Below are 24,267 nucleotides of genomic sequence, written 5' to 3' on the forward strand. Positions count from 1 at the left end.
CGCCCGGCCGCCGGACGGGCCCGGTCCGCGAGTCCGCCCGGACGCGGCCCGCTCACAGCCGGCGCGGAGGCACCCCCGGCACAGCGGACCGGGCGGCGACTTCCGCATCAGGCGGGCGGCAGCGCCCGGCACAGCGCGTCCAGCGCCCCCGCGTACAGGTGCTCGGCCGGCGTCGAGTAGCCCACGACCAGCCCGTCGCGCCCGCCGCCCCCGGCGCTGTCCCCGGAGCCGTCTCCCGCCCCCGTCCCGCGGACGCTCCCCGGATGCCGGTAGTCGGAAAGCCCCTCCACCGCCAGCCCCTGCCACGCCGCCGCCTTCACCACCGCCCGCTCGGTGCCCGGCGGCAGTTCGAGCACGGCGTGCAGCCCCGCCGCGATCCCCGTCACGCGCACGTGCGGCGCACGCTCGGCCAGCACCGCGACCAGCCGGTCGCGCCTGCGCCGGTGACGCTGTCGCATCCTGCGCACATGACGGTCGTACGCACCCGAGGCGACGAAGTCCGCCAGCGTCAGCTGCTCCGTCGCGCTCGACCACTGCTCGCGCTCGCCCTTCGCCGCCGCGACGTCGTCCACGAGCCGCTCCGGCAGCACCATCCAGCCGATCCGCAGGGTGGGGGAGAGGCTCTTGCTGACCGATCCGATCAGCACCACATGGTCCGGATCGAGCCCCTGCACCGCGCCCACCGGCTGCCGGTCGTAACGGAACTCACCGTCGTAGTCGTCCTCCAGGACCAGCCCGCCCGTCGCCCGCGCCCAGTCCACGACGGCCGCGCGCCGCTCCGGACGCAGCGGCCCGCCCGTCGGGAACTGGTGCGCGGGGGTGAGCAGTACGGCTTTCGGCCCGGCCAGTTCGTCCACCCTGGCCCCGCCCCCGTCGACCCCGACCGGCACGGTACGCACCCCCTCACCGGTCAGCAGCGCGCGGTGGAACGGCAGTCCGTACTCCTCCACCGCCCACGTCCCGCCCACCACCTCCGCCAGCAGCCGCAGCGCGTGCGCGGCCCCCGAGCACAGCACGATCCGCCCGGCGTCCGCCCGTACCCCGCGCACCCGCGCCAGATACTCCGCCAGCGCCTGCCGCAGCTCCGCCCTGCCCCGCGGATCACCGGGCCCGAAGGCGTCGTGGGGCGCGGCGGTCAGCGCCCGGCGGGCCGAAGCGAGCCAGGCGCCGCGCGGGAACACGGAAGGGTCCGGCCGGCCCTGGACCAGGTCGTACGCCGGCCGGGTGGCCCGCGCCGGAGTGCGTGCCCGCCGCACGGGCGCGGCCGGCTCCGCCCGCTGGGCGACCCGGGTGCCGGACCCCTGCCTGGCCGTCAGCCAGCCCTCCGCCACCAGCTCGGCGTACGCGTCGGCGACGGTGTTGCGGGCGAGCCCGAGGTCGGCGGCGAGGGAGCGGTACGGCGGCAACCGCGTCCCCGGAGCGAGCCGCCCGCTGCGGACCGCTTCACGCAGCGCCCGCATGAGCACGGCGCGCCGGCTGCCGGCCCCCGCCTTCTCCAGCTCCAGGTGCAGATCGCTGCCGAGCCCCTCCGCGGAATTGACCCACGATCGTGCCACTCGAATGCACCTCTCCTCCGGTCGCCCGCGCTCGTAGATTCGTATCCATGACGACGACAGAGCTCCAGCAGAACCCCTCCGCCCCCGCCCCCTCCGCCACCCGCCTCAACTTCGCCAAGAGCGCGCCCAAGGCGTTCAGAGCGGTGATCGGCCTCGACGCCGCCGCCCGCGAGGGCCTCGACCCGGCGCTCGTGGAGCTGGTGCAGATCCGCTCCTCGCACCTCAACCACTGCGCGTACTGCCTGCACATGCACACCTCCGACGCGCGCAGGGCGGGCGAGAGCGAGGAGCGGCTGCACATGGTCGCGGTGTGGAAGGAGGCCGCGCACTTCTTCACCGCGAAGGAGCAGGCCGCCCTGGCCCTCACGGACGCGGTGACGCTGATCGCGGACGGCGGGCTGCCGGACGACGTGTACGCACGGGCGTCCGCCCACTTCGACGACAAGGAACTGGCCCAGCTCCTGGCCCTGATCCTCACGATCAACACCTGGAACCGCATCGCACTGGCGACGGCGAAGACCGCGGGCGAGGACGAACGCGTCTCCTGACCCGGCCGGCGGTGGGGACCCGTGCCCGCACGCCGGCCCGGGGCCTCACCGCCGCGACATGGCGTCCCGTACCGCCTCGTCCGTGCGGGCCACCACGGCCGTACCGTCCTCGGCCGTGATGATCGGCCGCTGGATCAGCTTCGGGTGCTCCGAGAGCGCCGCGATCCACCGGTCCCGCGAACCGGCGTCCCGGGCCCACTCCCCGAGCCCCAGCTCCTTCGCCGCGGCCTCCTGCGTGCGCGTGATGTCCCACGGTTCGAGCCCGAGCCGCTCCAGCACCGCACGGATCTCGTCCTGCGTCGGTACGTCCTCGAGGTAGCGGCGCACCGTGTACTGGGCCCCCTCCTCGTCCAGCAGACGCACCGCGCCGCGGCACTTCGAGCAGGCGGGATTGATCCAGATCTCCATGGCCCCAACCGTATCTTCAAGCACCCGCCGCACAAGGTCTGGCCAGGGCCGATTGTCAGTGGCGGGCAGTAAAATCGAGGGTGTCAGAGAGGGTTCCCGAGCGCCCCCAGGAGGACGCCCATGGCCGCAGCCGCACTGCTTCCGCTCGCTCCGCAGGCCCTGTCGAAGACCCCACTGCCGGCCGGGCGGCCGCGCGCGTGGTACGAGACCCACAACCGCCGCCTCAAGGCGATGCGCCTTGCCATCGCGCTGCTCGACACCGGTGTGTACCACCCGGCGCAGGCGTCCAACGACAAGATACGCACCATGGCGGAGCTCGTCGGCATACACCCGCCGTCGGACACGACCTGCCGGATGGTGCGCGCTCTGATCCGCTACGGCCGCTGACCCAGGAACGACGGACGCCTGAGGGCCGTCACCCCCGCGCGACGCGGGGGTGACGGCCCTCAGGACGTGATCTCGTGATCTTTAGAGGTCGAAGTACAGCTCGAACTCGTGCGGGTGCGGGCGGAGCTGGATCGGGGCGATCTCGTTCACGCGCTTGTAGTCGATCCACGTCTCGATCAGGTCGGGGGTGAAGACACCGCCGGCCAGCAGGTAGTCGTGGTCCGCCTCGAGCGCGTCGAGGACGGCCGGGAGCGAGGTCGGGACCTGCTGGACGTTCGCGTGCTCCTCGGGAGCCAGCTCGTAGAGGTCCTTGTCGATCGGCTCGGCCGGCTCGATCTTGTTCTTCACGCCGTCGAGGCCCGCCATCAGCAGCGCCGAGAAGGCGAGGTACGGGTTCGAGGACGGGTCCGGGGCGCGGAACTCGACGCGCTTGGCCTTCGGGTTCGAGCCCGTGATCGGGATGCGCATGGCCGCCGAGCGGTTGCGCTGCGAGTAGACCATGTTGACCGGGGCCTCGAAGCCGGGCACCAGGCGGTGGTAGGAGTTCACCGTCGGGTTGGTGAAGGCCAGGAGCGACGGGGCGTGCTTGAGGATGCCGCCGATGTAGTACCGCGCCATGTCCGAGAGGCCCGCGTAACCCTGCTCGTCGTAGAAGAGCGGGTTGCCGCCGGACCACAGCGACTGGTGGACGTGCATGCCCGAGCCGTTGTCACCGAAGATCGGCTTCGGCATGAAGGTCGCGGTCTTGCCGTTGCGCCAGGCGACGTTCTTCACGATGTACTTGAAGAGCATCAGGTCGTCGGCCGCGGCGAGCAGCGTGTTGAACTTGTAGTTGATCTCGGCCTGGCCGGCCGTGCCGACCTCGTGGTGCTGGCGCTCGACCTGGAGGCCGTTCTTGTCCAGCTCCAGGGAGATCTCGGCGCGCAGGTCGGCGAAGTGGTCGACCGGCGGGGTGGGGAAGTAGCCGCCCTTGTAACGGACCTTGTAACCGCGGTTGTTCTCGACCGCACCGGTGTTCCAGGCGCCGGCCTCGGAGTCGATGTGGTAGAAGGACTCGTTCGCGGAGGTCTGGAAGCGGACGTTGTCGAACACGTAGAACTCGGCCTCCGGGCCGAAGTACGCCGTGTCGGCGATGCCGGTGGACGCCAGGTACGCCTCGGCCTTCTTCGCCACGTTCCGCGGGTCACGGCTGTACTGCTCGCCCGTGATCGGGTCGTGGATGAAGAAGTTGATGTTGACCGTCTTGTCCTTGCGGAACGGGTCGATGCGTGCCGTCGACAGGTCCGCACGGAGCGCCATGTCGGACTCGTGGATGGCCTGGAAACCGCGGATCGACGATCCGTCGAAGGCCAGCTCCTCGGTCGGGTCGAACGCCGCGGCCGGGATCGTGAAGTGCTGCATCACTCCGGGCAGGTCGCAGAACCGGACGTCGACGAACTTGACGTCTTCGTCGGCGAGGAACTTCTTCGCGTCGTCGGCGTTCTGGAACATCCAACTCCTCCTACTCCCACCCGGTGGGGATGGGGTTGCAGCTCTTCGTGCGGCCAGTGCGGTGGCACACGCTGGACCCGACCATAGGCAAACCGGATTTCTCAAGCATGACCCATTTGTTTCGCCCAAGTTAACCGGACCGGCTCCGGGCGGCCCCGGCCTCCAGGATATGAAAGCGGGCGCAGTACCGTGGACGGGTGGACAACAGGCAAGCAATTGGATCGTGGCTCTCCGGGCCGGGCGAAGCCGCCAAGCAGATGGGTGCCGACACCGGGTACCGCGGCGAGCGGCTCGGATTGCCGGAGCACGGGCCGGGCGCCGTCGCCCCGCTCGGCCGGCGCTTCGGCGCCCTCTTCGCCGACTGGGCGCTCTGCATGCTGATCGCATACGGGTTGCTCACCGGCGGTGACGCGCAGGCGTCGGGCAACTGGGCGCTGGGCGTGCTGCTCGTACTGAGCGTGCTCACCGTCGGCACGATCGGCTCCACCCCCGGCAAGCGCCTCTTCGGCCTGCGCGTCGTCGCCGAGAACGGGGACCGCCTCGGCTTCGGCCGGACGTTCGTCCGCAGCGTGCTCCTGTGCCTCGCGATCCCGGCCCTGGTCTGGGACCGCGACGGCCGGGGCCTGCACGACCGCCTCGCGCGCGCCGTCCAGGTCCGGCTCTGACGCGCCCGTAGCCGGGCAGGGGCGGACGAAGGAGACGAAGGAAGGGCGGCCCGGAACCTCATCGGTTCCGGGCCGCCCTTCGGTGTATGTCCGTATGTCCTGGTGGCGTACGGGAGGAGCGGAAGGCTCTCAGCGCATCTTTCCGCCGCGCGGCATGCGCATCCCCTTGGGCATGGGCCCCTTCGGCAGGGGCATGTTCGACATCAGGTCGCCCATCGCGCGCAGCCGGTCGTTGGCCGTCGTCACCTGCGGACCCGTGAGGACGCGCGGCAGCTTGAGCATCGTGGTGCGCAGCTTCTTCAGCGGCACCTGGCCCTCGTCGTTGCCGACGATGATGTCGTGGACCGGTACGTCCACCACGATGCGCGCCATCTTCTTCTTCTCGGACGCCAGCAGGCTCTTGAGCCGATTGGGGTTGCCCTCGGCCACCAGGACGATGCCGGCCTTGCCGACCGCCCGGTGCACGACGTCCTGGCTGCGGTTCATCGCCACCGCCGGAGTCGTCGACCAGCCCCGGCCGACGTTCTGCAGCACGGAGGCCGCGGCGCCCGGCTGCCCCTCCATCTGCCCGAACGCCGCTCGCTCGGCACGGCGTCCGAAGACGATCGCCATCGCGAGGAAAGCCAGCAGGAAGCCAAGAATGCCCAGGTAGACCGGGTGATCGATCAAGAAGCCGATCGCGAGGAAGACACCGAAGGTGACGATGCCCACAGCCGCGACGACAAGACCCACCTTCGAGTCGGCCCGCCGGGTCATCTTGTAGGTCAGGGCAATCTGCTTGAGTCGCCCGGGGTTCGCAGTGTCCGCGTTGTCTGCGCGTTCCTTCCTCGCCATGCCTGAAGTTTACGTTGCCCGGGAAGTACGGGCCGCCCCGGCCTCCAGTACGCGCTCGGCCTCGACCCGGTCCTTGGCCCTGCGCCGGTCCTCGAGCACCGACGTCCAGGCGTTGCGGCGGGCGGTGCGCTGTCCGCCGCCCATCAGGAGCGACTCGACGGCGCGCAGGGCGGTGGTGACGGACGGGATGGCGGTGGCGCGGGTGACTGGCGTCGTCGCTGCGTGGACGGGCGTCGCGGCCGGCATGGTGGGGATCCCCCTCGGGAGCGGTGACTCGGGAACGGGTGGGATGTGCGGGTGCGCGTGCGGACGCAGGCGCGGGTGCTGGAGTGCAGCTGTGTGTAAGCCCAGGGTCACTGATTGGTGTTACCAGCGCATGGCCGGGCGGTCAAACACCCATGAATCCTTGAGGCGTACGTCCGGGGCGCGGGCCGGGACACGGATGCGGCCCGCACCTTCCCCGACCTGCGGGGACTGTGCGGGCCGCGTCGCCCTGGCCACTGCTGACCGGTAATCGCTTGTGCCTGGATTCACACAGTGGGGGTTGTGGTCAGCGCGCCGCGCCGCTCCATCGCCTGGCCGAAGAGCCGGCCCGCGCGGTACGAGGAACGGACCAGCGGCCCGGACATCACACCGGAGTAGCCGATCTCCTCGGCCTCCTCCTTCAGCTCCACGAACTCGTGCGGCTTCACCCAGCGCTCGACCGGGTGGTGGCGCGGGGAGGGGCGCAGGTACTGCGTGATCGTGATGAGCTCGCAGCCCGCGTCGTACAGGTCCTGGAGCGCCTGGCTGACCTCTTCGCGCTCCTCGCCCATGCCGAGGATGAGGTTCGACTTGGTGACCAGGCCCGCCTCGCGGGCGCGCGTGATCACTTCGAGGGAGCGCTCGTAGCGGAAGCCGGGGCGGATGCGCTTGAAGATGCGCGGCACCGTCTCGACGTTGTGCGCGAGCACCTCGGGGCGGGACGAGAAGACCTCGGCCAGCTGCTCGGGGACCGCGTTGAAGTCGGGGATGAGGAGCTCGACCTTGGTGCGGCCCTCCGCGCGCTCCGACGTCATCGCGTGGATCTGGCGCACGGTCTCCGCGTACAGCCAGGCGCCGCCGTCCTCCAGGTCGTCGCGTGCGACGCCGGTGATGGTGGCGTAGTTCAGGTCCATCGTGACGACGGACTCGCCCACGCGGCGCGGCTCGTCCAGGTCGAGCGCGGCGGGCTTGCCCGTGTCGATCTGGCAGAAGTCACAGCGCCGGGTGCACTGATCACCGCCGATGAGGAAGGTGGCCTCGCGGTCCTCCCAGCATTCGTAGATGTTCGGACAGCCGGCCTCCTGGCACACCGTGTGCAGTCCTTCGCCCTTCACCAGGGCCTGCATCTTGGTGTACTCGGGGCCCATCTTCGCCCGGGTCTTGATCCACTCGGGCTTGCGCTCGATGGGGGTCTGGCTGTTCCGGACCTCCAGGCGCAGCATCTTGCGTCCGTCGGGTGCGACTGCGGACACGTCCGGCTCCCTACGACTTCGATTCTTCGGCGCCCACCAGGGTACGCCCGATATTTGTATGGGGATTACGTCCCGCCAACCCGTGGCCAGAGGAGCGCATTCCCGGGGCTTCCTAGGCGGAGGCCTTCTCGATGATCCGGGGGGCCGGATCCGCGTTCTCCAGTACGTCCCGCAGGTGCTTCTCGACGACCGGCAGGACCTCGTCGACGGTGATCTCCCGGCCGAGCTCGCCCGCGAGCGAGGCGACGCCCGCGTCGCGGATGCCGCAGGGCACGATCCGGTCGAACCAGGTGTTGTCCGGATTCACGTTCAGCGAGAAGCCGTGCATCGTGACGCCCTTGGCGACGCGGATCCCGATGGCGGCGAGCTTGCGGTCCTCGCGGCGCTGGCCGGCGTTGGACGGGGCGTACTCGGGACCGTTCAGCCGCGGGTCGAACTCCTCGTCCTGGAGCCGCGGGTCGAAGTCCAGGGAGAGCCCGCCGAGCGCCTGGCGCTGCTCCACCGGGTCGCCGAGCACCCACACGCCGCTGCGGCCCTCGACCCGGGACGTCTCGACGCCGAACTCCGCGCACGCACGGATCAGGGCGTCCTCCAGGCGGCGCACGTGCGCCACCACGTCGACCGGACGCGGCAGCTTCATGATCGGGTAGCCGACGAGCTGGCCGGGGCCGTGCCAGGTGATCTTGCCGCCGCGGTCCACGTCCACCACGGGCGTGCCGTCCAGCGGCCGCTCGCTGTCCGCCGTACGCCGTCCCGCCGTGTAGACGGGCGGGTGCTCGAGGAGCAGGCACGTGTCCGGGATCTCGTCCGCGAACCGTGCGGCGTGCACCTCGCGCTGCTTCTGCCAGGCCTCCTGGTACTCGACGGCTTCCTCGCCGAACCCCAGTCGGACAAACCGCAGCTCACTCACGGCAACGCCTCCTTAGAACCTTCACCGTGCACGTATCGCGCCCCAGCCACTGTACGGCGGCGACGGTTCCGGCCGCCGGGCAGGTCGTTTTCGTCAGCGTTCCCACAAATCCTCACACGATCGGATGAATGTGGGTGGAAGGGGCCGGAGCGGTCTGCGGGTGCAGCTAAATTCGCGCCGTTCCATGAGGGCTGCTCCCGGAGCCCAGAAGGCAGGAGACCGCACAGCTGATGACGGAACGACCTCCGCAGCGCACCCCCAACCGCCAGCTCGCCGCGCTCATCGCGGAAGCGGGATTCTCCAACGCAGGCCTTGCCCGACGGGTGGACCAGCTAGGTCTGGAACACGGCCTGGACCTCCGGTACGACAAGACCTCGGTGACCCGCTGGCTCCGCGGCCAGCAGCCGCGCGGTACCACCCCCGCGCTGATCGCCGAGGTCTTCGCCCGGCGCCTCGGGCGGCGGCTGACCGCCCAGGACCTCGGGCTGGACGCCTGTGCGCCCGTCTACGCGGGCCTGGAGTTCGCGGCCACCCCCGAGGAGGCCGTCGACATCGTCAGCGGGCTGTGGCGCAAGGACTCCGGCAGCCACGCCGAGCTGCGCAAGATCGCGTTCACCCCGGCCGGACTCGTCGTCCCGAGCCGGGACTGGCTGATCGGGCGGGCGGACGACCGGGTCGCGCGCACCGATCAGCCGGTGACCGGGGCGACCGGGGCGCGGGTTCCCGCTCCGGGCCGCTCCGCGATGCCCCGCCAGCGGCAGACGGACCGCAGCCCCGGGCAGCGCGTCTCCACGGGGGACATCGCGGCGCTGCGCTCGGTCGGCGAGCTGTTCCGGACGCTGGACGACGCCTACGGCGGCGGGCACGCCCGGCAGGCCCTCGTGCGCTATCTGGAGCACGAGGCGGAGCCGATGCTGCGCGGTACGTACGGGGAGGCGACGGGGCGGAGGCTGTTCGCGGCCGCCGCCGACCTGACCCGGCTGGCCGGCTGGACGTCGTACGACATCGCGGCGCACGGCCTCGCCCAGCGGTACTTCGTCCAGGCGCTGCGCCTCTCGCAGGCGGCGGGCGACCGGCCGTACGGCTCGTACGTGCTGGCCACCATGAGCCGGCAGGCCGTCCATCTGGGGCACGGGCGGGAGGCGGTGCAACTGGCCAGGGTGGCGCAGCAGGGTGTGGGCAGCACGGCGCCGGCCGTCGTGCAGGCGCTGCTGCACTCGGTGGAGGCGCGCGGACACGGGGTGCTGGGGGAGGTCCGGGCGTGCACGGCCTCGCTCGTACGGGCGGAGCGGGCGATGGAGGCGGCGCGGCCGGGGGACGAGCTGCCGCACTGGGCGCGTTTCTTCGACGAGGCGCAGCTGGCGGACGAGTTCGCGCACTGCCACCGGGACCTCCAGCAGCACCGGGCGTCGGCGCAGCACGCGGAGCGGTCGTTGCAGTTGCGGCCGCCCGGCCATGCGCGCAGCCGGCTGTTCTGCCGGGTGGTACTGGCGTCGGCGCGGCTCGGGCTCGGGGAGCTGGACCAGGCGTGCGCGCTGGCGGCGGAGTCGGCGCAGCAGGCCACGGAGATGCGGTCGGCCCGGGCGCTGGAGTACGTCCGGGACTTCGAGAAGCGGCTTGAGCCGTACCGGGACGCGGCGGCGGTCCGCAGCTACCGGGACCGGGTCGCGGCGCTGGGGTGAGGAGCGCCGCTCCTCGGGCGCCGGCGGGCACCCGGGGGAACAAGCCCCGCAGGGCGCGCCGGTGGGCGCGGACTCCTCTCGTCCGGGCCCTTTCCGGCTCGTTCGGCGGTGGTGGTCCGCGACATGGACCCTCACCTGAGCGGCACTCAGTGCCTCGCCCCGGATGAACGGTTCGTCCGGCGCGGCGGGAGCGGGGAGGACCGTGGTGCGGTGGCAAGAGGACCTGCGGGGGTCGGATTTGACCGTTCCCCGCAGGTCCTGATCCTGCCGCGGCCCGGACGCACGGGGGCTCAGGCGGCCTCGCGCAGATCCCCGGCCGCGTAACCGGGCTGGATGCCGAAATCGCGGAGGATCTCCTGCGCGGCCCGGCGGCCCGAGTGGAGCGCGCCCTGCACCGTGCTCGTTTCGCGGTGGTCGCCGCAGACGTACAGACCCGAGAGGAGCCGTACGGGGCGGCGCAGGTCGTGCGGCGCCGGCATGGCCGGGACCGCTTCCTTGTCGTGGTGGACCGCGAGGAGTTCCCAGTCGTCCGTGGGGACGCCGTAGAGCCTGGCCAGGTGGGCGCGCACCACGCGGTCGGCGTCCGGCGGGGGAGTGCCCAGGACCGTCGAGGAGATCAGCGCGCGGCCGCGCGGCGCGCGCGACGGGTCGACCTCGCTGAGTACGGCGGTGTGCGAGACGGGGCCGCTGCGGTCGGCGTCCAGCAGCAGGGACGGGTCCGCCAGCGGGGTTGTGGGCGCGGCGTGGTGAAGGACGGTCACCGGGTGGAAGGGCGGCACCCGCAGACCGGGCAGCAGGCCGGCGGCGGCGCGGGCGCCGGTGGCCAGCAGGAGGGAGCGGCAGCCGAACGTGCCGTGCTCCTCGGTGGTGACGGAGGTGGTGGAAGCCGCGGTCACCCGTACGCCCGTACGCACGGTTCCCGGCGGCAGCGTGGCGGCCAGCAGCTCGGGCAGCGCGGATGCCCCGCCCTCCGGTACGCACAGCCTGCCGCGCGCGAAACCGCGCAGCGCGAGGTCGGCACACCGGCTGGAGGTGGTGAGGTCCGGGTCGCTGAGCAGCGCCGACAGCAGCGGGCGCAGGAGACCGTCGACCGTACGGGGCGGCAGTCCGCGCCCGGACAGGGCCTCGGCGGCGGTTTGTTCGGGACGGGCCGCCAGGCGGCGCACCGGGGTGGCCGCGAACCGCCCGAGCGCCGCGCCGAGGCGGGCCTGGTCGAGTGCGCCGCCGAACGGGGGCCGCGGGGCGCTTGCCAGGGCGCGCGCGGCGCTGAGAGCGCCCCGCGCGCTCCCTGCTCCTCCGGCGCGGTAGTGGCGGCCTTCGCTGTGCACGAGGACACCGGGGGAGAAGGTGCGCAGCGCGAGCCCTTCGAGTCCCGGTGTGCGGAGCAGTTCCGGGTACGCCGTGCTGAGGACCTGGCCGATACGGTCGAGCCGGAATCCGTCGACCTCCTCGGTGGCCATCCGCCCGCCGGCCCGAGGTGCTGCCTCCAGGACGCCGACCGTTACACCGGCGCCGGTCAGCCGGTGAGCGGCGGAGAGTCCGGCGACCCCGGCCCCCACAATGACGACGTCCGCGTGGTGTGCGGTGGTGAGCACGTGCCCCTCCCCGAGGTCGGCGTGACCGTGGGAGGACTCATGCCCTCGGCAGGTTCACGGAATGCCCGAGTTCGAGTTGCAGCGTAGAAGCGGACGTGGGAGGGCACAGTCGCGCACCGACCGGGGCACTGGAGCACAACCGGAGCACAATGGTCGCGCGACGATCGCATAGCGGACAGGAACGATCAGAATCGGTCAGTGCGGCACGGGTCGGTGCAGCGCCGCCCGCACCGCGTCGTCGATCTCCGGGAACGCGAACGAGAAGCCCGACTCCTCCAGCCGCCGCGGCAGGGCCCGCTGGCTTCCCAGCACGTCCACGGAGAGCTCGCCCAGCGCGAGCCGCAGCGCCGGCGCCGGCACGGCGAACGGCGTCGGCCGTTTCAGCACCCGCCCCATCGCCTCCGTGACCTCCCGGTTGGTGACCGGCCGCGGCGCCGTGAGGTTCACGGGACCCGAGAGCGACCCGGTGTCGATCAGATGACGCAGCGCCGCGATCTGGTCGTGCATCGCGATGAAGCTCCAGTACTGGCGCCCCGACCCCAGCCGCCCGCCGAGCCCCGCCCTGAACAGGGGGAAGAGTCTTCCCCAGGCGCCGCCCTCGCGTGCGACCACGAGTCCGGTGCGGGCGAAGACCGTCCGTACGCCCGCCTCCTGCGCCGGAGCTGCGGCCTCCTCCCACTCCACACACACGGACGGCAGGAAACCGTCACCGGGCGGCGCGTCCTCGTCGACCGCGCGGTCCCCGGTGTCCCCGTAGAAGCCGATCGCGGAACCGCTCACCAGAACCTTCGGCGGCACGTCCAGGGAGGCGACGGCCTCGGCGATCGCGGCCGTACCGAGGACCCTGCTGTCGCGGATCTCCTTCTTGTACGCAGCACTCCAGCGGTGGTCGCCGATGCCCGCCCCGGCGAGATGGACGACCGCCTCGCACCCGGCGAGCCCGCCGGCGTCGACGTACTGCCGCTCCGGGTCCCACGTCACCTCCTCCGCGCTCCGCGCCGCGCGCCGCACCAGGCGGGCGACCTCGTGTCCGTCCGCGCGCAGTGAGCGCACGAGCGCCGTACCGATGAGACCGGACGAGCCGGTGACCGCAATTCGCATGCCGCCCATCCTGCCCCCGTCCGGGCCCGGACGGGTCCGCATGGCACAGTGACAGCCATGCCAGAGCCCCGCATCGCGCACTTCCGTCCCGCCATACGTCCCGCCACGCGGGCCGACGACAAGGAACTGGCCGCGCTCGACCGGGAGACCTGGTCGCCCGTGCACTCCGTGCAGCCGAGGCCGCAGCCGCCGTACGGTCCGTTCTTCGACGGGAGCGACCGGCCCGAGGACATCCTGGTGGCCGAGGCGGACGGCGTGATCGTCGGATACATCCGGACGGTCCCGCCCACCCCGCTCGCCTCCAACGCGCACGTCCGGCAGATCCAGGGCCTGGCCGTGGCGGAGCGGGCACGGGGCCGCGGGACCGGGCGCGCGCTGCTGCGCGCGTCCCTCGACGCGGCGCGGCGCCAGGGCGCCGTGCGGATGACGCTGCGGGTGCTCGGCCACAACGCGCCCGCGCGTGCGCTGTACGAGGCCGAGGGATTCGCCGTCGAGGGCGTGCTGCCGGGCGAGTTCCACCTGCGGGGGAGTACGTCGACGACGTGTTCATGGGGCGCGCGCTGACGGACGTGCGCTGACAGGCGTGCGGTGACCGCCTGAGCCATAGTGGGAGGGGTATGAAGGAGCTCCGGATGCCGCCCACCCCAGCTGCCTCGTCAGCGACCCGCGCGACCGGTCGCGGGCCCTTCGTCCGATGAGCTCGGTCCGGGCCAGAGGTGCCGAAGAGACCTCAGGCGGGCTGCGCGGAACGCCGCAGCCGCGCTGGCTGAGGGCCCTGCCCGCGGTGATCCTCGCGCTCCTCACCTTCGCCCAGGTCATCACCCCCGAGACCCTCCAGCTGGGTTACTTCGTCGTCGCCGTGACACCGGTCGCGGCGCTCGCCTACGGCCCGGTGACCGTCGTGGTGCTCGGCTGTCTCACCCTGGTGACGCTGAGCCTGCCGTACGGCCGCCGGACCTGGGACGTCGAGACCCCGGACCTGCTCGCGGTGGTGGTCGTCGTCGTGCTCAGCGCGGTCATCGCCTGGGTGCGCACCCGCCGCGACCAGCAGCTGGTGACGGTCCGCACGGTGGCCGAGGCCGCCCAGCTCGCCGTACTGCCGCCGCTGCCCACCGCCGTGGGCCGGGTGCGGTGCGCGGGGCTGTACCGGGCCGCGCAGCGCGGGACGCTGGTGGGCGGCGACCTGTACGACGTGCGCGAAGGGCCCTGCTGCGTACGGGCCGTGGTGGCCGACGTGCGGGGACACGGGCTGGAAGCGGTCTCCACGGTCGCCGCTCTGCTGGGCGCCTTCCGCGAAGCCGTACTGGACGAGGAGGACCTCGCGGGGGTGGCGGCGCGGCTGGACAGGCGACTGGTCGTGGACTCCACCGTCGTGGAACACGCGGAGCTCTTCGCCACCGCGGTCGTGCTGGAGTTCCCCGACGGAGAAGCCGTCGTACGGGTGGTCAGCTGCGGCCATCCGCCGCCGCTGCTGCTGAGGGACGGGGCGGCGCAGGAAATCCGGGTGGACCCGGCGCCGCCGCTGGGCCTCGGCCTGGCCGGGGCGGACCCGGCCCCGGTGGTCTGCGTGCCGCTGGAGCCCGGGGACCGGATCCTCGCCCACACGGACGGGGTGACGGAGGCGCGCGACGCCTCGGGAGCCTTCTTCCCGCTCGCGCGGCGGCTGCCCGCGCTGGCCGCCTCCGTACCGGAGGGGGACCTGCTGGCCCTCAACGAGGCCGTGCACAGGGATCTGGTGCGCTACGTGGGCAAGGTGGAGAACGTGCACGACGACGTGGCCCTGCTCGCGCTGGAGCCCGGGGCACCGTCGGGCGGGAGCCGGCAGCCGCGTCGTCCCCCGACGGCCGTTAGCCCCTCACCTGTACCTGCCGAACCGTTCCCACAGCCGGGGGTAGCGGTCGGCCAGGGCCGCGTCGTCCTCGAAGTCGAACGGTGTGCCCTCCGGCTCCGGGGCCTGTGCCGGGACCCCCAGGTCCGGTGCGACCGCGCCGGTGAGCTGCTCGTACGCCTCGTCCGCCGAGTACCCCAGCTCCTCGCCGTCCCCGTCGACCTCCTCGTCGAACTCGTCGAGGAGGTCGGCCAGGTTGTCCGGATCGTGCAGCGCCCCCTCGAAGACCTCCCGGCCCTGGCCGATCAGCCAGCAGCGGAAGTAGTCGAAGGCGTCGTCGCTCGCACCGCCGAGCAGTACGGTCGCCGCGCCCCACAGGTCCCAGCGGTACGCGCGGTTGTAGCGGACCTCGAAGTGTCTGGCGAAGTCGAGCACGGAATCGGGGTCCCGCTGGAGCAACTGCTCGACCAGCAGGTCGGCGTGGTCCTCGGGGTCGCCCTCGGCGGCCTCGCGGGTGGTGTCGATGATCTCCCAGAATTCCGTCTCGTCCATCACGGGACAAGCATCGGCCCTGGACCCGGGCCCGTGCACGCCCTGTCCCCCGGATGCGGCTGTGTCGTTACCGGACACACGTCGAGAGGAGTAATCACGACAGAAGGTGTCGGCTTTCGCTGTCAGTGTGGAGCCGCGTACGGGACGAAGAGCCACGGACAGCGGTACCGAAGGAGCGGACATGAGCGAGCACGACGCACCCCTCACCGGCAGGATCGCGCTGGTGGCCGGGGCGACCCGGGGCGCGGGGCGGGCGATCGCCGTGCAACTGGGGGCGGCGGGAGCGACGGTGTACGTGACCGGGCGCACCACCCGCGAGAAGGTCAGCGAGGTCGGACGGCCCGGCGAGACCATCGAGGAGACCGCGGAACTCGTCACCGCGGCGGGCGGCACCGGGATCGCCGTACCCACCGACCACCTGGAACGCGACCGGGTGCGAGCCCTGGTGGAGCGCATCGACCGGGACCACGGACGGCTGGACATCCTGGTCAACGACGTCTGGGGCGGCGAGCACCTGGTGGGGGAGGTTATCGAGGAGAAGCCCAGGATGTGGGAGTACGACCTCGACAAGGGCATGCGGATGCTCGAACTCGGTGTCCGCAGCCACATCATCACCAGCAGTCTCGCCCTGCCGCTGCTGGTGCGGAACCCCGGCGGCCTGGTCGTCGAGGTCACCGACGGCACCGCGGAGTCCAACCGGCGCTACCGCGAGAACTTCTACTACGACCTCACCAAGAACGCCCCGATCCGGATGGCGTTCTGTCTCGCCGAGGACCTGAAGGACTTCGACGGCACGGCGGTCTCCCTCACCCCCGGTTTCCTGCGCTCCGAGCAGATGCTCGACGGGCTGGGCGTCACCGAGGACACCTGGCGGGACGCCGTCGAGAAGGTCCCGGAGTTCGCGATCGCCGAGTCCCCGGTCCTCGTGGGGCGCGCGGTGGCGGCGCTGGCCGCCGGCCCCGGGAAGCGGCGCTGGAGCGGCCGGTCGCTGTCCAGCGGGCAGCTCGCCAAGGAGTACGGCTTCACCGACGCGGACGGTTCCCGGCCGGACGCCTGGCTCTACTTCAAGGAGGTCGTCTGGGGTGACAAGGACGCCCCGGTGGACGACTACCGGTAGCGCCTACGCGTAGAGCTCCCGCATCCGCCTCGCGGTCTCCGCGAACCGGTCGCGCAGCTCGCCCGGTTCCAGCACCTCCACCTCGGGGCCCAGCGGCAGGAGCTGGCCGTGCGCCACCTCGGGGGACTCGACGAGCAGGGTCGCGGTGACCCGGCCCTGTTCGTCGGGCGGCCCCGCCGCGTCCAGCGCCTCGTGGGCCGCGGCGCGGTCCATCGCGTACGGCAACTGCCGCACGCCCGCCTCCGACAGCCGCACCACCACCTCGGCACGCAGGATCGAACGGGCGAAATCGGCCGCCCGCTCCTCCCAGAACTCCGGGAGCACGAAGCCCTCGTCCCGTGCGAAATGCTCCTCGGACACGGCCACCGCGGTGAAGCGGTCGATCCGGTACACCCGGAAGTCACCGTCCGTGCGGGCGCACAGGTACCAGACCCCGGCCTTGAGCACGAGGCCGTACGGCGCCAGTTCCCGCTCCGCCTCAGAACCCTGGCGGCGCCGGTAGCGGCCGGTGATCATCCGGTCGTCCCAGACGGCTTCCGCGATCGCCGGCAGCAGCTCGGGCGTCTCCGGCTCCTGATACCAGCCGGGCGCATCGAGGTGGAACCGCTGCGCGGCCGTGTCGGAAGCGTCCCGCAGCGAGGGGAGCAGCGCCGCCGACACCTTCAGCCGCGCGGCCGACGCGGCGTCGTCGAGCCCCATCTCCCGCAGCGCGCCCGGCAGTCCGGACAGGAACAGCGCCTCGGCCTCACTGCGGGCCAGCCCGGTCAGCCGGGTGCGGTACCCCCCGATCAGCCGGTAGCCCCCGCTCCGGCCCCGGTCGGCGTACACCGGAACGCCCGCCTCCGACAGCGCCTGCGCGTCCCGTGTGACGGTCCGCTCGGAGACCTCCAGTTCACGGGCCAGCTCGGCCGCGGTCATGGAGGGGCGGGACTGGAGCAGGAGCACCATCTTGATCAGGCGGGCAGCGCGCATGACGTCATCATGCACGCCGCCTCTGACAAACGGTCCTGATCAGCGCCCCGGCGAGCGGTCCTGGCCGGCAGCCCCTACAGGCCGTACCGCTGACGGGCCTCGGCCACCGCCTCCGCCTTGACCTCGCCCCGGCGGGCGAGCTGGGCGAGCGCCGCGACCACGATCGACTGGGCGTCGACGCCGAAGTGGCGGCGGGCCGCCTCGCGGGTGTCGGAGAGGCCGAAGCCGTCCGTACCGAGCGAGGAGTAGTCCTGCTCGACCCACTGGCTGATCTGGTCGGGGACCTGACGCATCCAGTCGCTCACCGCGAGGACGGGGCCCGGCGCGCCTTCGAGCGCGCGGGTGACGTACGGCGTGCGCAGCTCGCCGCGCAGCAGCGCCTCGTCGCACTCCAGCGCGTCGCGCCGCAGCTCGCCCCACGAGGTGGCGGACCAGACGTCGGCCGCGACACCCCAGTCCGCGGCGAGGAGTTCCTGCGCCTCCAGGGCCCAGTGGATCGCCGTGCCCGAGCCGAGCAGCTGGACGCGCGGGGTCTCGGGGGTGGCGTCCGCCGCCTCCTTGAAGCGGTAGAGGCCCTTGATGATGCCCTCCTCGACGCCTTCCGGCATCGCGGGCTGCGGCTTCGGCTCGTTGTAGACGGTCAGGTAGTAGAAGACGTTCTCGGCCTCGGGGCCGTACATCCTCCGCAGACCGTCCTTGACGATGACGGCGATCTCGTACGCGAACGCCGGGTCGTAGTTGAGCGACGCCGGGTTGGTGGACGCGATCAGGTGCGAGTGGCCGTCCGCGTGCTGGAGGCCCTCACCCGTCAGGGTCGTACGGCCGGCCGTCGCGCCGACGATGAAGCCGCGGCCGAGCTGGTCGCCGAGCTGCCACATCTGGTCGGCGGTGCGCTGCCAGCCGAACATCGAGTAGAAGATGTAGAACGGGATCATCGGCTCGCCGTGCGTCGCGTACGACGTCGAGGCGGCGATGAAGTCGGCCATCGCGCCGGCCTCGGTGATCCCCTCGTTGAGGATCTGGCCGTCCTTGGCTTCCTTGTAGTACATGAGCTGGTCGCGGTCGACCGGCTCGTACGTCTGGCCGAGCGGCGAGTAGATGCCGGCCGACGGGAACAGCGACTCCATGCCGAACGTACGCGCCTCGTCGGGGACGATCGGGACCCAGCGCTTGCCGGTCTCCTTGTCCCGCATCAGCTCCTTCGCCAGGCGTACGAAGGCCATGGTGGTGGCCATCTCCTGCTTGCCCGACCCCTTGAGGAGGGCGCTGAAGGCGCGGTCGGCGGGCTCGGGCAGGGCCACCGCGTGCACCCGGCGGGCCGGGGCGGGGCCGCCGAGGGCGGCGCGGCGCTCCTGGAGGTAGCGGACCTCGGGCGAGTCGGCGCCCGGGTGCCCGTACGGTACGAGCTCCTCGTCCAGCCTCGCGTCCGGGATCGGCAGCTCCAGCAGGTCCCGCATGGCGCGGAACTCCTTGCCGGACAGCTTCTTCATCTGGTGGTTGGCGTTCTTGGACTCGAAGCCCGGGCCGAGCGTGTAGCCCTTCACCGTCTGCGCGAGGATCACGGTCGGCGCGCCCTTGAACTCGACGGCCGCCTTGTACGCCGCGTAGACCTTGCGGGCCTCGTGGCCGCCGCGCGAGGTGAAGAAGCACTCGGCGATCTTCGCGTCGGTCAGCAGCTTCCCGAGCTCGGCCAGCGCCGGCTCGGCGCCGAAGAAGTGCTCGCGGATGTAGGCGACGTCGCGGGTCGCGTAGGTCTGGAACTGGGCGTCCGGCACCTCGCGCAGGCGGCGCAGCAGCGCACCCTGGGTGTCGAGCTGGAACAGCTCGTCCCAGGCGGAGCCCCACAGCGTCTTGACGACGTTCCAGCCGGCGCCGCGGAACTGGGCCTCCAGCTCCTGCACCACGCGGAAGTTGGCGCGGACCGGGCCGTCGAGGCGCTGGAGGTTGCAGTTGATGACGAAGGTCAGGTTGTCGAGCTGCTCGCGGGCGGCGAGGGTGATCGCGGTGGTCGCCTCGGGCTCGTCCATCTCGCCGTCACCGAGGAACGCCCACACGTGGGAGTGGGAGGTGTCCTTGATGTTGCGGTTGGTGAGGTAGCGGTTGAAGCGCGCCTGGTAGATCGCGGAGAGCGGGCCGAGGCCCATCGACACGGTCGGGAACTCCCACAGCCAGGGCAGGCGCCGCGGGTGCGGGTACGACGGCAGTCCGTCGCCGCCGGCCTCCTGGCGGAAGCGGTCGAGCTGGTCCTCGCTCAGGCGGCCGTCGAGGAAGGCGCGGGCGTAGATGCCGGGGGAGGCGTGGCCCTGGATGTAGAGCTGGTCGCCGGAGCCGTCCCCCTCCTTGCCGCGGAAGAAGTGGTTGAAGCCGGTCTCGTACAGCCAGGCGGCGGAGGCGAAGGTGGCGATGTGGCCGCCGACGCCGAAGCGCGAGCCGCGGGTCACCATGGCGGCCGCGTTCCAGCGGTTCCAGGCGGTGATGCGGGACTCCATCGCCTCGTCGCCGTCGAAGGCGGGCTCGGCGGAGGTCGGGATGGTGTTGACGTAGTCCGTCTCCAGCAGCTTCGGCAGCGCGATGCCGGCGCCTTCGGCGTGCTGGAGCGTGCGGCGCATCAGATACGCGGCCCGGTGGGGGCCTGCGGCCTTGGTGACGGCGTCGAGAGAGGCCGCCCATTCGGCGGTCTCTTCGGTGTCACGGTCCGGGAGCTGGTCGAGCTCGCTCGGAGAAATGCCTACGGGGTCGGTCACGATGGCCGCCTTCCGGACAGGAGGGGGGTGCAGAAAAAAGGGGGGGCCTTGTCTGGCAGGACAGGGCGGTGGAGCACGGGTCGGATGGACCCGTCTTCGACTGTAAGTCTCTGATCGATGATCGATCAAAGCCTGGGGCGAAAAAACTTCTCCATGCAACGAAATTGGCATTCCGTGCCGCGAAACGGGGCACGCGGTGCCTGGGCGTATGTGGCATTTCGGGCGTGGACCGGTGGGTGGTGCGGGGCCGGGCGCCTGCGACGCTTCCCTCGCCCGCCCCGCGCGGCGGTACGCGTCACGCGCGCGGGGCGCAGCCCAGGACGTGGGCCTTGACCAGGGCGCCGATGGCGGGGTCGCGGCGGCGGAAGGCCTGCACCAGGGCCTCGTGCTCCTCCGCGTACGACTTCTGGACCGTACCCAGCCAGCGGATGGACAGCGCGGTGAAGACCTCGATGCCCAGGCCCTCCCAGGTGTGCAGCAGAACGCTGTTGCGGGCCGCGCGCACCAGCTCCCGGTGGAAGGCGACGGTGTGGCGCACCTGCGCCGTCCCGTCCGCCGTGCGGTCCGCCTCGTACAGGGCCGCCACATGCGGCTCCAGGGCCGAGCAGTCCTCCGCCAGGGCGGACGCCGCCAGTTCGGCCGCGATCTGCTCCAGGCCGGCCCGTACGGGGTAGCTCTCCTCCAGGTCGGCCGCCGTGAGGTTCCGGACCCGTACGCCCTTGTTGGGCGCGGACTCGATCAGGCGCAGCGACTCCAGCTCGCGCAGGGCCTCCCGCACCGGCGTCTGGCTGACCTCCAACTCGGTGGCGATCCGGCGCTCCACGATGCGCTCGCCCGGCTTCCAGCGCCCGCTGACGATCCCCTCCACAATGTGCTCGCGGATCTGCTCGCGCAGCGAGTGGACGACGGGCGGGGTCATGAAGCGCTCCTTCAAGCCGTGTTCGGTCTCTAGACCATACGGCGGCGCCCCCGCCCGGATGACTCCGGACGGGGGCGCCGACGCTGGTGAGACGAGCGTTACAGGCCGAGCTCGACCTCGAACTCGCCGGCCTCCAGGATCGCCTTGACGGCCGTCAGGTAACGGGCCGCGTCGGCGCCGTCCACCAGGCGGTGGTCGTAGGAGAGGGCCAGGTAGGTCATGTCGCGGATCGCGATGGTCTCGCCGAGGTCCGGGTGGTTGATGACCACCGGGCGCTTGACGGTGGCGCCGATGCCCAGGATGGCGACCTGGTTCGGCGGCACGATGACCGTGTCGAACAGCGCACCGCGCGAACCGGTGTTGCTGATCGTGAAGGTCGCGCCGGACATCTCGTCCGGGCTGATCTTGCCGGAGCGGGCCTTGCCGGCCAGTTCGGCGGTCTTCTTGGAGATGCCGGCGAGGTTGAGGTCGCCCGCCCCCTTGATGACCGGGGTCATCAGACCCTTCTCGGCGTCCACCGCGATACCGATGTTCTCGGTGTCGAAGTAGGTGATCGTGCCCTCGTCCTCGTTGATCCGGGCGTTGACGACCGGGTAGGCCTTCAGCGCCTGGGCCGCGGCCTTGACGAAGAACGGCATCGGGGACAGCTTGACGCCCTCGCGGGCGGCGAACGCGTCCTTCGCCTTGTTGCGCAGCTTCATCAGCTTCGTGATGTCGACCTCGACGACCGAGGTCAGCTGGGCCTGCGTGTGCAGGGCCTTCATCATGTTGTCGCCGATGACCTTGCGCATGCGGGTCATCTTGACCGTCTGGCCGCGCAGCGGGGACGTCTCCAGGGCCGGAGCCTTGGAAGCGGCCGCCGGAGCGGCGGCGGCCGGAGCCGGGGCGGCGGCGGCGGCCTTGGCGGCCTCCGCGGCGGCCACGACGTCCTGCTTGCGGATACGGCCACCGACGCCGGTGCCCTTGACCGAGCCCAGGTCGACGCCGTTCTCGGCGGCGAGCTTACGGACCAGCGGGGTCACGTACGCACCGTCCGCGTCGCCCGAAGCAGGGGCGGCGGGGGCGGGAGCGGCCGGAGCGGCGGCCGGAGCCGGTGCCGGCGCGGGGGCCGGTGCCGGCGCGGGGGCCGGTGCCGGCGCGGCGGGCGCGGGCTGGGCCGGGGCCGGAGCCTCGACAGCGGCCTCGGCCGGAGCCGGAGCCGGAGCGGGAGCGGGGGCCGGTGTCGGCGCGGGGGCCGGAGCCGGAGCGGCGGGGGCCGGGGCCTCCTGAGCCGGGGCGGCGGCCGGGGCCGCGCCCTTGTCACCGATGACGGCGAGCTTGGCGCCGACCTCGGCGGTCTCGTCCTCGCCGACCAGGATCTCCAGCAGCGTGCCCGCGACGGGGGAGGGGATCTCGGTGTCGACCTTGTCGGTCGAGACCTCGAGCAGCGGCTCGTCCTCCGCGACCTCCTCGCCGACCTCCTTCAGCCAGCGGGTGACGGTGCCCTCGGTGACCGACTCGCCCAGCGCGGGCAGCACGACATCGGTACCGGAGGCGCCAGCGGCCGGTGCGGCAGCCGGGGCCGGTGCCTCGGCTGCGGGCGCCGGAGCGGCCTCGGGCTCTGCGGCGGCCGGAGCCGGTGCCTCGGCCGGTGCCTCGGCCGGTGCCTCGGCGGCGGCCGGGGCGGGTGCCTCGGCGGGCGCACCCGTGCCGTCGTCGATGACGGCCAGCTCTGCGCCGACCTCCACCGTTTCGTCCTCGGCGACCTTGATGGACGCGAGGATGCCTGCGGCGGGGGAGGGGATCTCGGTGTCGACCTTGTCGGTCGAGACCTCGAGCAGCGGCTCGTCGGCCTCGACGCGCTCGCCCTCGGCCTTCAGCCAACGGGTGACAGTGCCCTCGGTGACGCTCTCGCCGAGCGCCGGAAGGGTTACGGAAACCGACATGGTTTCTGTTGCTCCTTACAAAATTGCGGAAGTGGTCGTCGCGCCCGGACTGGATCAGTCGTGGGAGTGCAGAGGCTTGCCGGCCAGGGCCAGGTGGGCCTCGCCCATCGCCTCGTTCTGTGTCGGGTGGGCGTGGATGAGCTGCGCGACCTCGGCCGGCAGGGCTTCCCAGTTGTAGATCAGCTGAGCCTCGCCGACCTGCTCGCCCATACGGTCACCGACCATGTGGACGCCGACCACGGCACCGTCCTTGACCTGGACGAGCTTGATCTCGCCCGCGGTCTTCAGGATCTTGCTCCTGCCGTTGCCCGCGAGGTTGTACTTCAGAGCGACGACCTTGTCCGCGCCGTAGACCTCCTTGGCCTTGGCCTCGGTGATACCGACGGAAGCGACCTCGGGGTGGCAGTACGTCACGCGCGGCACACCGTCGTAGTCGATCGGGACGGTCTTGAGGCCGGCCAGCCGCTCCGCGACCAGCATGCCCTCGGCGAAGCCGACGTGCGCGAGCTGGAGGGTCGGGACGAGGTCACCGACGGCGGAGATCGTCGGGACGTTGGTCTGCATGTACTCGTCGACGAGGACGTAGCCGCGGTCCATCGCGACGCCCTGCTCCTCGTAACCGAGTCCCTGCGACACGGGGCCGCGGCCGATCGCGACGAGCAGCAGCTCGGCCTCGAACTCCTTGCCGTTGGCGAGGGTGACCTTGACGCCGTCGTTCGTGTACTCGGCCTTCTCGAAGAAGGCGCCCAGCGAGAAGTTGATGCCGCGCTTGCGGAACGCGCGCTCCAGCAGCTTCGAGCTGTTCTCGTCCTCGACCGGCACGAGGTGCTTGAGGCCCTCGACGATGGTGACGTCGGTGCCGAAGGACTTCCACGCGGAGGCGAACTCGACGCCGATGACGCCGCCGCCGAGCACGATCGCGGACTTCGGGACCCGGTCCAGCGTCAGCGCGTGGTCCGAGGAGATGATGCGGTCGCCGTCGATCTCCAGCCCCGGCAGCGACTTCGGCACGGAGCCGGTCGCCAGCAGGACGTGGCGGCCCTGGATGCGCTGGCCGTTGACGTCGACGGATGTCGGGGAGGACAGTCGGCCCTCGCCCTCGATGTACGTCACCTTGCGTGAGGCGACCAGGCCCTGGAGGCCCTTGTACAGGCCCGAGATCACGTCGTCCTTGTACTTGTGGACGCCCGCCATGTCGATGCCGTCGAAGGTCGCCTTGATGCCGAACTGCTCGGACTCGCGCGCCTGGTCGGCGATCTCGCCCGCGTGCAGCAGGGCCTTCGTGGGAATGCAGCCGTTGTGCAGGCAGGTGCCGCCGAGCTTGTTCTTCTCGATCAGGGCGACGTCCAGGCCCAGCTGCGCTCCGCGCAGGGCCGCGGCGTAACCGCCGCTACCACCGCCGAGGATCACTAGGTCGAAAACGGTGCTGGCGTCGTTCGCCACGTCACGTCCTCCATGCATGTGCGCCGGGCGCGGTCTTCGATGACCGGGCGGCGGCTGGTGTTCGGCCGCTTGTTATTCGGCCCTGTGGTGGGGG

General features: G+C 71.8%; 20 protein-coding genes and 2 pseudogenes. 7 read left to right on the top strand and 15 right to left on the bottom strand.

Annotated elements, in window-relative coordinates; all coding sequences use genetic code 11:
- Positions 1-107: 107 nt before the first annotated feature.
- On the bottom strand, positions 108-1,556 hold the full coding sequence (locus tag BN1555_RS23180) for a MocR-like pyridoxine biosynthesis transcription factor PdxR (RefSeq protein WP_093801175.1): 1,449 nt from the start codon (positions 1,554-1,556) through the stop codon (positions 108-110).
- Positions 1,557-1,603: 47 nt separating this feature from the next.
- On the opposite strand from BN1555_RS23180, the gene BN1555_RS23185 reads away from it, so the two are divergent.
- A complete protein-coding gene (locus tag BN1555_RS23185; RefSeq protein WP_093801176.1) occupies positions 1,604-2,104 on the top strand; it encodes a carboxymuconolactone decarboxylase family protein in 501 nt (166 codons plus the stop codon).
- A 45-nt stretch (positions 2,105-2,149) separates the two neighbouring features.
- Here BN1555_RS23185 and BN1555_RS23190 read toward each other — a convergent pair whose 3' ends face one another.
- The gene (locus BN1555_RS23190) at positions 2,150-2,512 is read right to left on the bottom strand and encodes an arsenate reductase family protein (protein WP_093801177.1); all 363 of its coding nucleotides are present in this window, start codon (positions 2,510-2,512) and stop codon (positions 2,150-2,152) included.
- Between the two features lie 120 nt (positions 2,513-2,632).
- Between BN1555_RS23190 and BN1555_RS23195 the strand changes: the two genes are divergently transcribed.
- On the top strand, positions 2,633-2,899 hold the full coding sequence (locus tag BN1555_RS23195; protein WP_093801178.1) for a hypothetical protein: 267 nt from the start codon (positions 2,633-2,635) through the stop codon (positions 2,897-2,899).
- A gap of 81 nt (positions 2,900-2,980) precedes the next feature.
- Here the strand turns inward: BN1555_RS23195 and glnA are convergent, their stop codons facing one another.
- On the bottom strand, positions 2,981-4,390 hold the full coding sequence (glnA, locus tag BN1555_RS23200; protein ID WP_093801179.1) for a type I glutamate--ammonia ligase: 1,410 nt from the start codon (positions 4,388-4,390) through the stop codon (positions 2,981-2,983).
- Between the two features lie 197 nt (positions 4,391-4,587).
- Here glnA and BN1555_RS23205 point away from each other — a divergent pair, with 197 nt between their 5' ends.
- The gene (locus BN1555_RS23205) at positions 4,588-5,055 is read left to right on the top strand and encodes an RDD family protein (RefSeq protein ID WP_093801180.1); all 468 of its coding nucleotides are present in this window, start codon (positions 4,588-4,590) and stop codon (positions 5,053-5,055) included.
- A gap of 129 nt (positions 5,056-5,184) precedes the next feature.
- Here BN1555_RS23205 and BN1555_RS23210 read toward each other — a convergent pair whose 3' ends face one another.
- The 4 genes from BN1555_RS23210 to lipB form a co-directional block, all read right to left on the bottom strand.
- Positions 5,185-5,889 carry a DUF4191 domain-containing protein gene (locus tag BN1555_RS23210; RefSeq protein WP_093801181.1) on the bottom strand — a complete coding sequence of 235 codons (705 nt, stop codon included), beginning with the start codon at positions 5,887-5,889 and terminating at the stop codon, positions 5,185-5,187.
- Between the two features lie 9 nt (positions 5,890-5,898).
- Positions 5,899-6,135 carry an SCO2195 family GlnR-regulated protein gene (locus BN1555_RS23215; protein ID WP_093801182.1) on the bottom strand — a complete coding sequence of 79 codons (237 nt, stop codon included), beginning with the start codon at positions 6,133-6,135 and terminating at the stop codon, positions 5,899-5,901.
- A gap of 284 nt (positions 6,136-6,419) precedes the next feature.
- The gene (lipA, locus tag BN1555_RS23220) at positions 6,420-7,385 is read right to left on the bottom strand and encodes a lipoyl synthase (RefSeq protein WP_093801183.1); all 966 of its coding nucleotides are present in this window, start codon (positions 7,383-7,385) and stop codon (positions 6,420-6,422) included.
- 112 nt (positions 7,386-7,497) lie between these two features.
- The gene (lipB, locus tag BN1555_RS23225; RefSeq protein WP_093801184.1) at positions 7,498-8,295 is read right to left on the bottom strand and encodes a lipoyl(octanoyl) transferase LipB; all 798 of its coding nucleotides are present in this window, start codon (positions 8,293-8,295) and stop codon (positions 7,498-7,500) included.
- A gap of 230 nt (positions 8,296-8,525) precedes the next feature.
- Here lipB and BN1555_RS23230 point away from each other — a divergent pair, with 230 nt between their 5' ends.
- Positions 8,526-9,977 carry an NsdA family TPR-like regulatory protein gene (locus tag BN1555_RS23230; RefSeq protein WP_093801185.1) on the top strand — a complete coding sequence of 484 codons (1,452 nt, stop codon included), beginning with the start codon at positions 8,526-8,528 and terminating at the stop codon, positions 9,975-9,977.
- Between the two features lie 290 nt (positions 9,978-10,267).
- On the opposite strand, the gene BN1555_RS23235 is transcribed toward BN1555_RS23230, so the two are convergent.
- Both BN1555_RS23235 and BN1555_RS23240 read right to left on the bottom strand, forming a co-directional pair.
- Positions 10,268-11,572, bottom strand: a complete 1,305-nt coding sequence (locus BN1555_RS23235; RefSeq protein ID WP_093801186.1) for an NAD(P)/FAD-dependent oxidoreductase — start codon at positions 11,570-11,572, stop codon at positions 10,268-10,270.
- 195 nt (positions 11,573-11,767) lie between these two features.
- Positions 11,768-12,682 (bottom strand): TIGR01777 family oxidoreductase, encoded by a 915-nt coding sequence (locus BN1555_RS23240; protein ID WP_093801187.1) that lies wholly within the window; start codon positions 12,680-12,682, stop codon positions 11,768-11,770.
- A 48-nt stretch (positions 12,683-12,730) separates the two neighbouring features.
- Here BN1555_RS23240 and BN1555_RS23245 point away from each other — a divergent pair.
- Positions 12,731-13,251 (top strand): annotated as a pseudogene (locus tag BN1555_RS23245) (N-acetyltransferase family protein).
- Positions 13,252-13,367: 116 nt separating this feature from the next.
- Positions 13,368-14,408: pseudogene (locus tag BN1555_RS23250) on the top strand (PP2C family protein-serine/threonine phosphatase); the annotation flags it as partial.
- Between the two features lie 120 nt (positions 14,409-14,528).
- Here the strand turns inward: BN1555_RS23250 and BN1555_RS23255 are convergent.
- The gene (locus BN1555_RS23255) at positions 14,529-15,053 is read right to left on the bottom strand and encodes a DUF4240 domain-containing protein (protein WP_093801188.1); all 525 of its coding nucleotides are present in this window, start codon (positions 15,051-15,053) and stop codon (positions 14,529-14,531) included.
- Between the two features lie 181 nt (positions 15,054-15,234).
- Between BN1555_RS23255 and BN1555_RS23260 the strand changes: the two genes are divergently transcribed.
- Positions 15,235-16,170 (top strand): SDR family oxidoreductase, encoded by a 936-nt coding sequence (locus tag BN1555_RS23260; protein ID WP_093801189.1) that lies wholly within the window; start codon positions 15,235-15,237, stop codon positions 16,168-16,170.
- 3 nt (positions 16,171-16,173) lie between these two features.
- Here BN1555_RS23260 and BN1555_RS23265 read toward each other — a convergent pair whose 3' ends face one another.
- The 5 genes from BN1555_RS23265 to lpdA form a co-directional block, all read right to left on the bottom strand.
- On the bottom strand, positions 16,174-17,142 hold the full coding sequence (locus BN1555_RS23265; protein ID WP_093801190.1) for a helix-turn-helix transcriptional regulator: 969 nt from the start codon (positions 17,140-17,142) through the stop codon (positions 16,174-16,176).
- Positions 17,143-17,216: 74 nt separating this feature from the next.
- Positions 17,217-19,886 carry a pyruvate dehydrogenase (acetyl-transferring), homodimeric type gene (aceE, locus tag BN1555_RS23270; protein ID WP_093801191.1) on the bottom strand — a complete coding sequence of 890 codons (2,670 nt, stop codon included), beginning with the start codon at positions 19,884-19,886 and terminating at the stop codon, positions 17,217-17,219.
- A gap of 295 nt (positions 19,887-20,181) precedes the next feature.
- Positions 20,182-20,805 carry a GntR family transcriptional regulator gene (locus BN1555_RS23275; protein ID WP_093801192.1) on the bottom strand — a complete coding sequence of 208 codons (624 nt, stop codon included), beginning with the start codon at positions 20,803-20,805 and terminating at the stop codon, positions 20,182-20,184.
- 98 nt (positions 20,806-20,903) lie between these two features.
- Positions 20,904-22,730: a 2-oxoglutarate dehydrogenase, E2 component, dihydrolipoamide succinyltransferase gene (gene sucB / locus BN1555_RS23280; RefSeq protein ID WP_093801193.1), complete on the bottom strand. Its 1,827-nt coding sequence runs from the start codon at positions 22,728-22,730 to the stop codon at positions 20,904-20,906.
- A gap of 54 nt (positions 22,731-22,784) precedes the next feature.
- Positions 22,785-24,173: a dihydrolipoyl dehydrogenase gene (gene lpdA / locus BN1555_RS23285; protein ID WP_176710108.1), complete on the bottom strand. Its 1,389-nt coding sequence runs from the start codon at positions 24,171-24,173 to the stop codon at positions 22,785-22,787.
- Positions 24,174-24,267: the final 94 nt, after the last annotated feature.

Source organism: Streptomyces sp. Wb2n-11, from assembly GCF_001049855.1.
Lineage (GTDB): Bacteria > Actinomycetota > Actinomycetes > Streptomycetales > Streptomycetaceae > Streptomyces > Streptomyces altiplanensis.

Excerpts from the sequence above, each read along its gene's own strand:
- BN1555_RS23265 (WP_093801190.1), bottom strand. The coding sequence starts at position 17,142 with ATGCGCGCTGCCCGCCTGATCAAGATGGTGCTCCTGCTCCAGTCCCGC.
- BN1555_RS23230 (WP_093801185.1), top strand. The coding sequence starts at position 8,526 with ATGACGGAACGACCTCCGCAGCGCACCCCCAACCGCCAGCTCGCCGCG.
- BN1555_RS23210 (WP_093801181.1), bottom strand. The coding sequence starts at position 5,889 with ATGGCGAGGAAGGAACGCGCAGACAACGCGGACACTGCGAACCCCGGG.
- BN1555_RS23255 (WP_093801188.1), bottom strand. The coding sequence starts at position 15,053 with ATGGACGAGACGGAATTCTGGGAGATCATCGACACCACCCGCGAGGCC.
- sucB (WP_093801193.1), bottom strand. The coding sequence starts at position 22,730 with ATGTCGGTTTCCGTAACCCTTCCGGCGCTCGGCGAGAGCGTCACCGAG.
- BN1555_RS23240 (WP_093801187.1), bottom strand. The coding sequence starts at position 12,682 with ATGGGCGGCATGCGAATTGCGGTCACCGGCTCGTCCGGTCTCATCGGT.
- BN1555_RS23260 (WP_093801189.1), top strand. The coding sequence starts at position 15,235 with ATGAGCGAGCACGACGCACCCCTCACCGGCAGGATCGCGCTGGTGGCC.
- BN1555_RS23215 (WP_093801182.1), bottom strand. The coding sequence starts at position 6,135 with ATGCCGGCCGCGACGCCCGTCCACGCAGCGACGACGCCAGTCACCCGC.
- glnA (WP_093801179.1), bottom strand. The coding sequence starts at position 4,390 with ATGTTCCAGAACGCCGACGACGCGAAGAAGTTCCTCGCCGACGAAGAC.
- BN1555_RS23185 (WP_093801176.1), top strand. The coding sequence starts at position 1,604 with ATGACGACGACAGAGCTCCAGCAGAACCCCTCCGCCCCCGCCCCCTCC.
- BN1555_RS23190 (WP_093801177.1), bottom strand. The coding sequence starts at position 2,512 with ATGGAGATCTGGATCAATCCCGCCTGCTCGAAGTGCCGCGGCGCGGTG.
- BN1555_RS23275 (WP_093801192.1), bottom strand. The coding sequence starts at position 20,805 with ATGACCCCGCCCGTCGTCCACTCGCTGCGCGAGCAGATCCGCGAGCAC.
- BN1555_RS23195 (WP_093801178.1), top strand. The coding sequence starts at position 2,633 with ATGGCCGCAGCCGCACTGCTTCCGCTCGCTCCGCAGGCCCTGTCGAAG.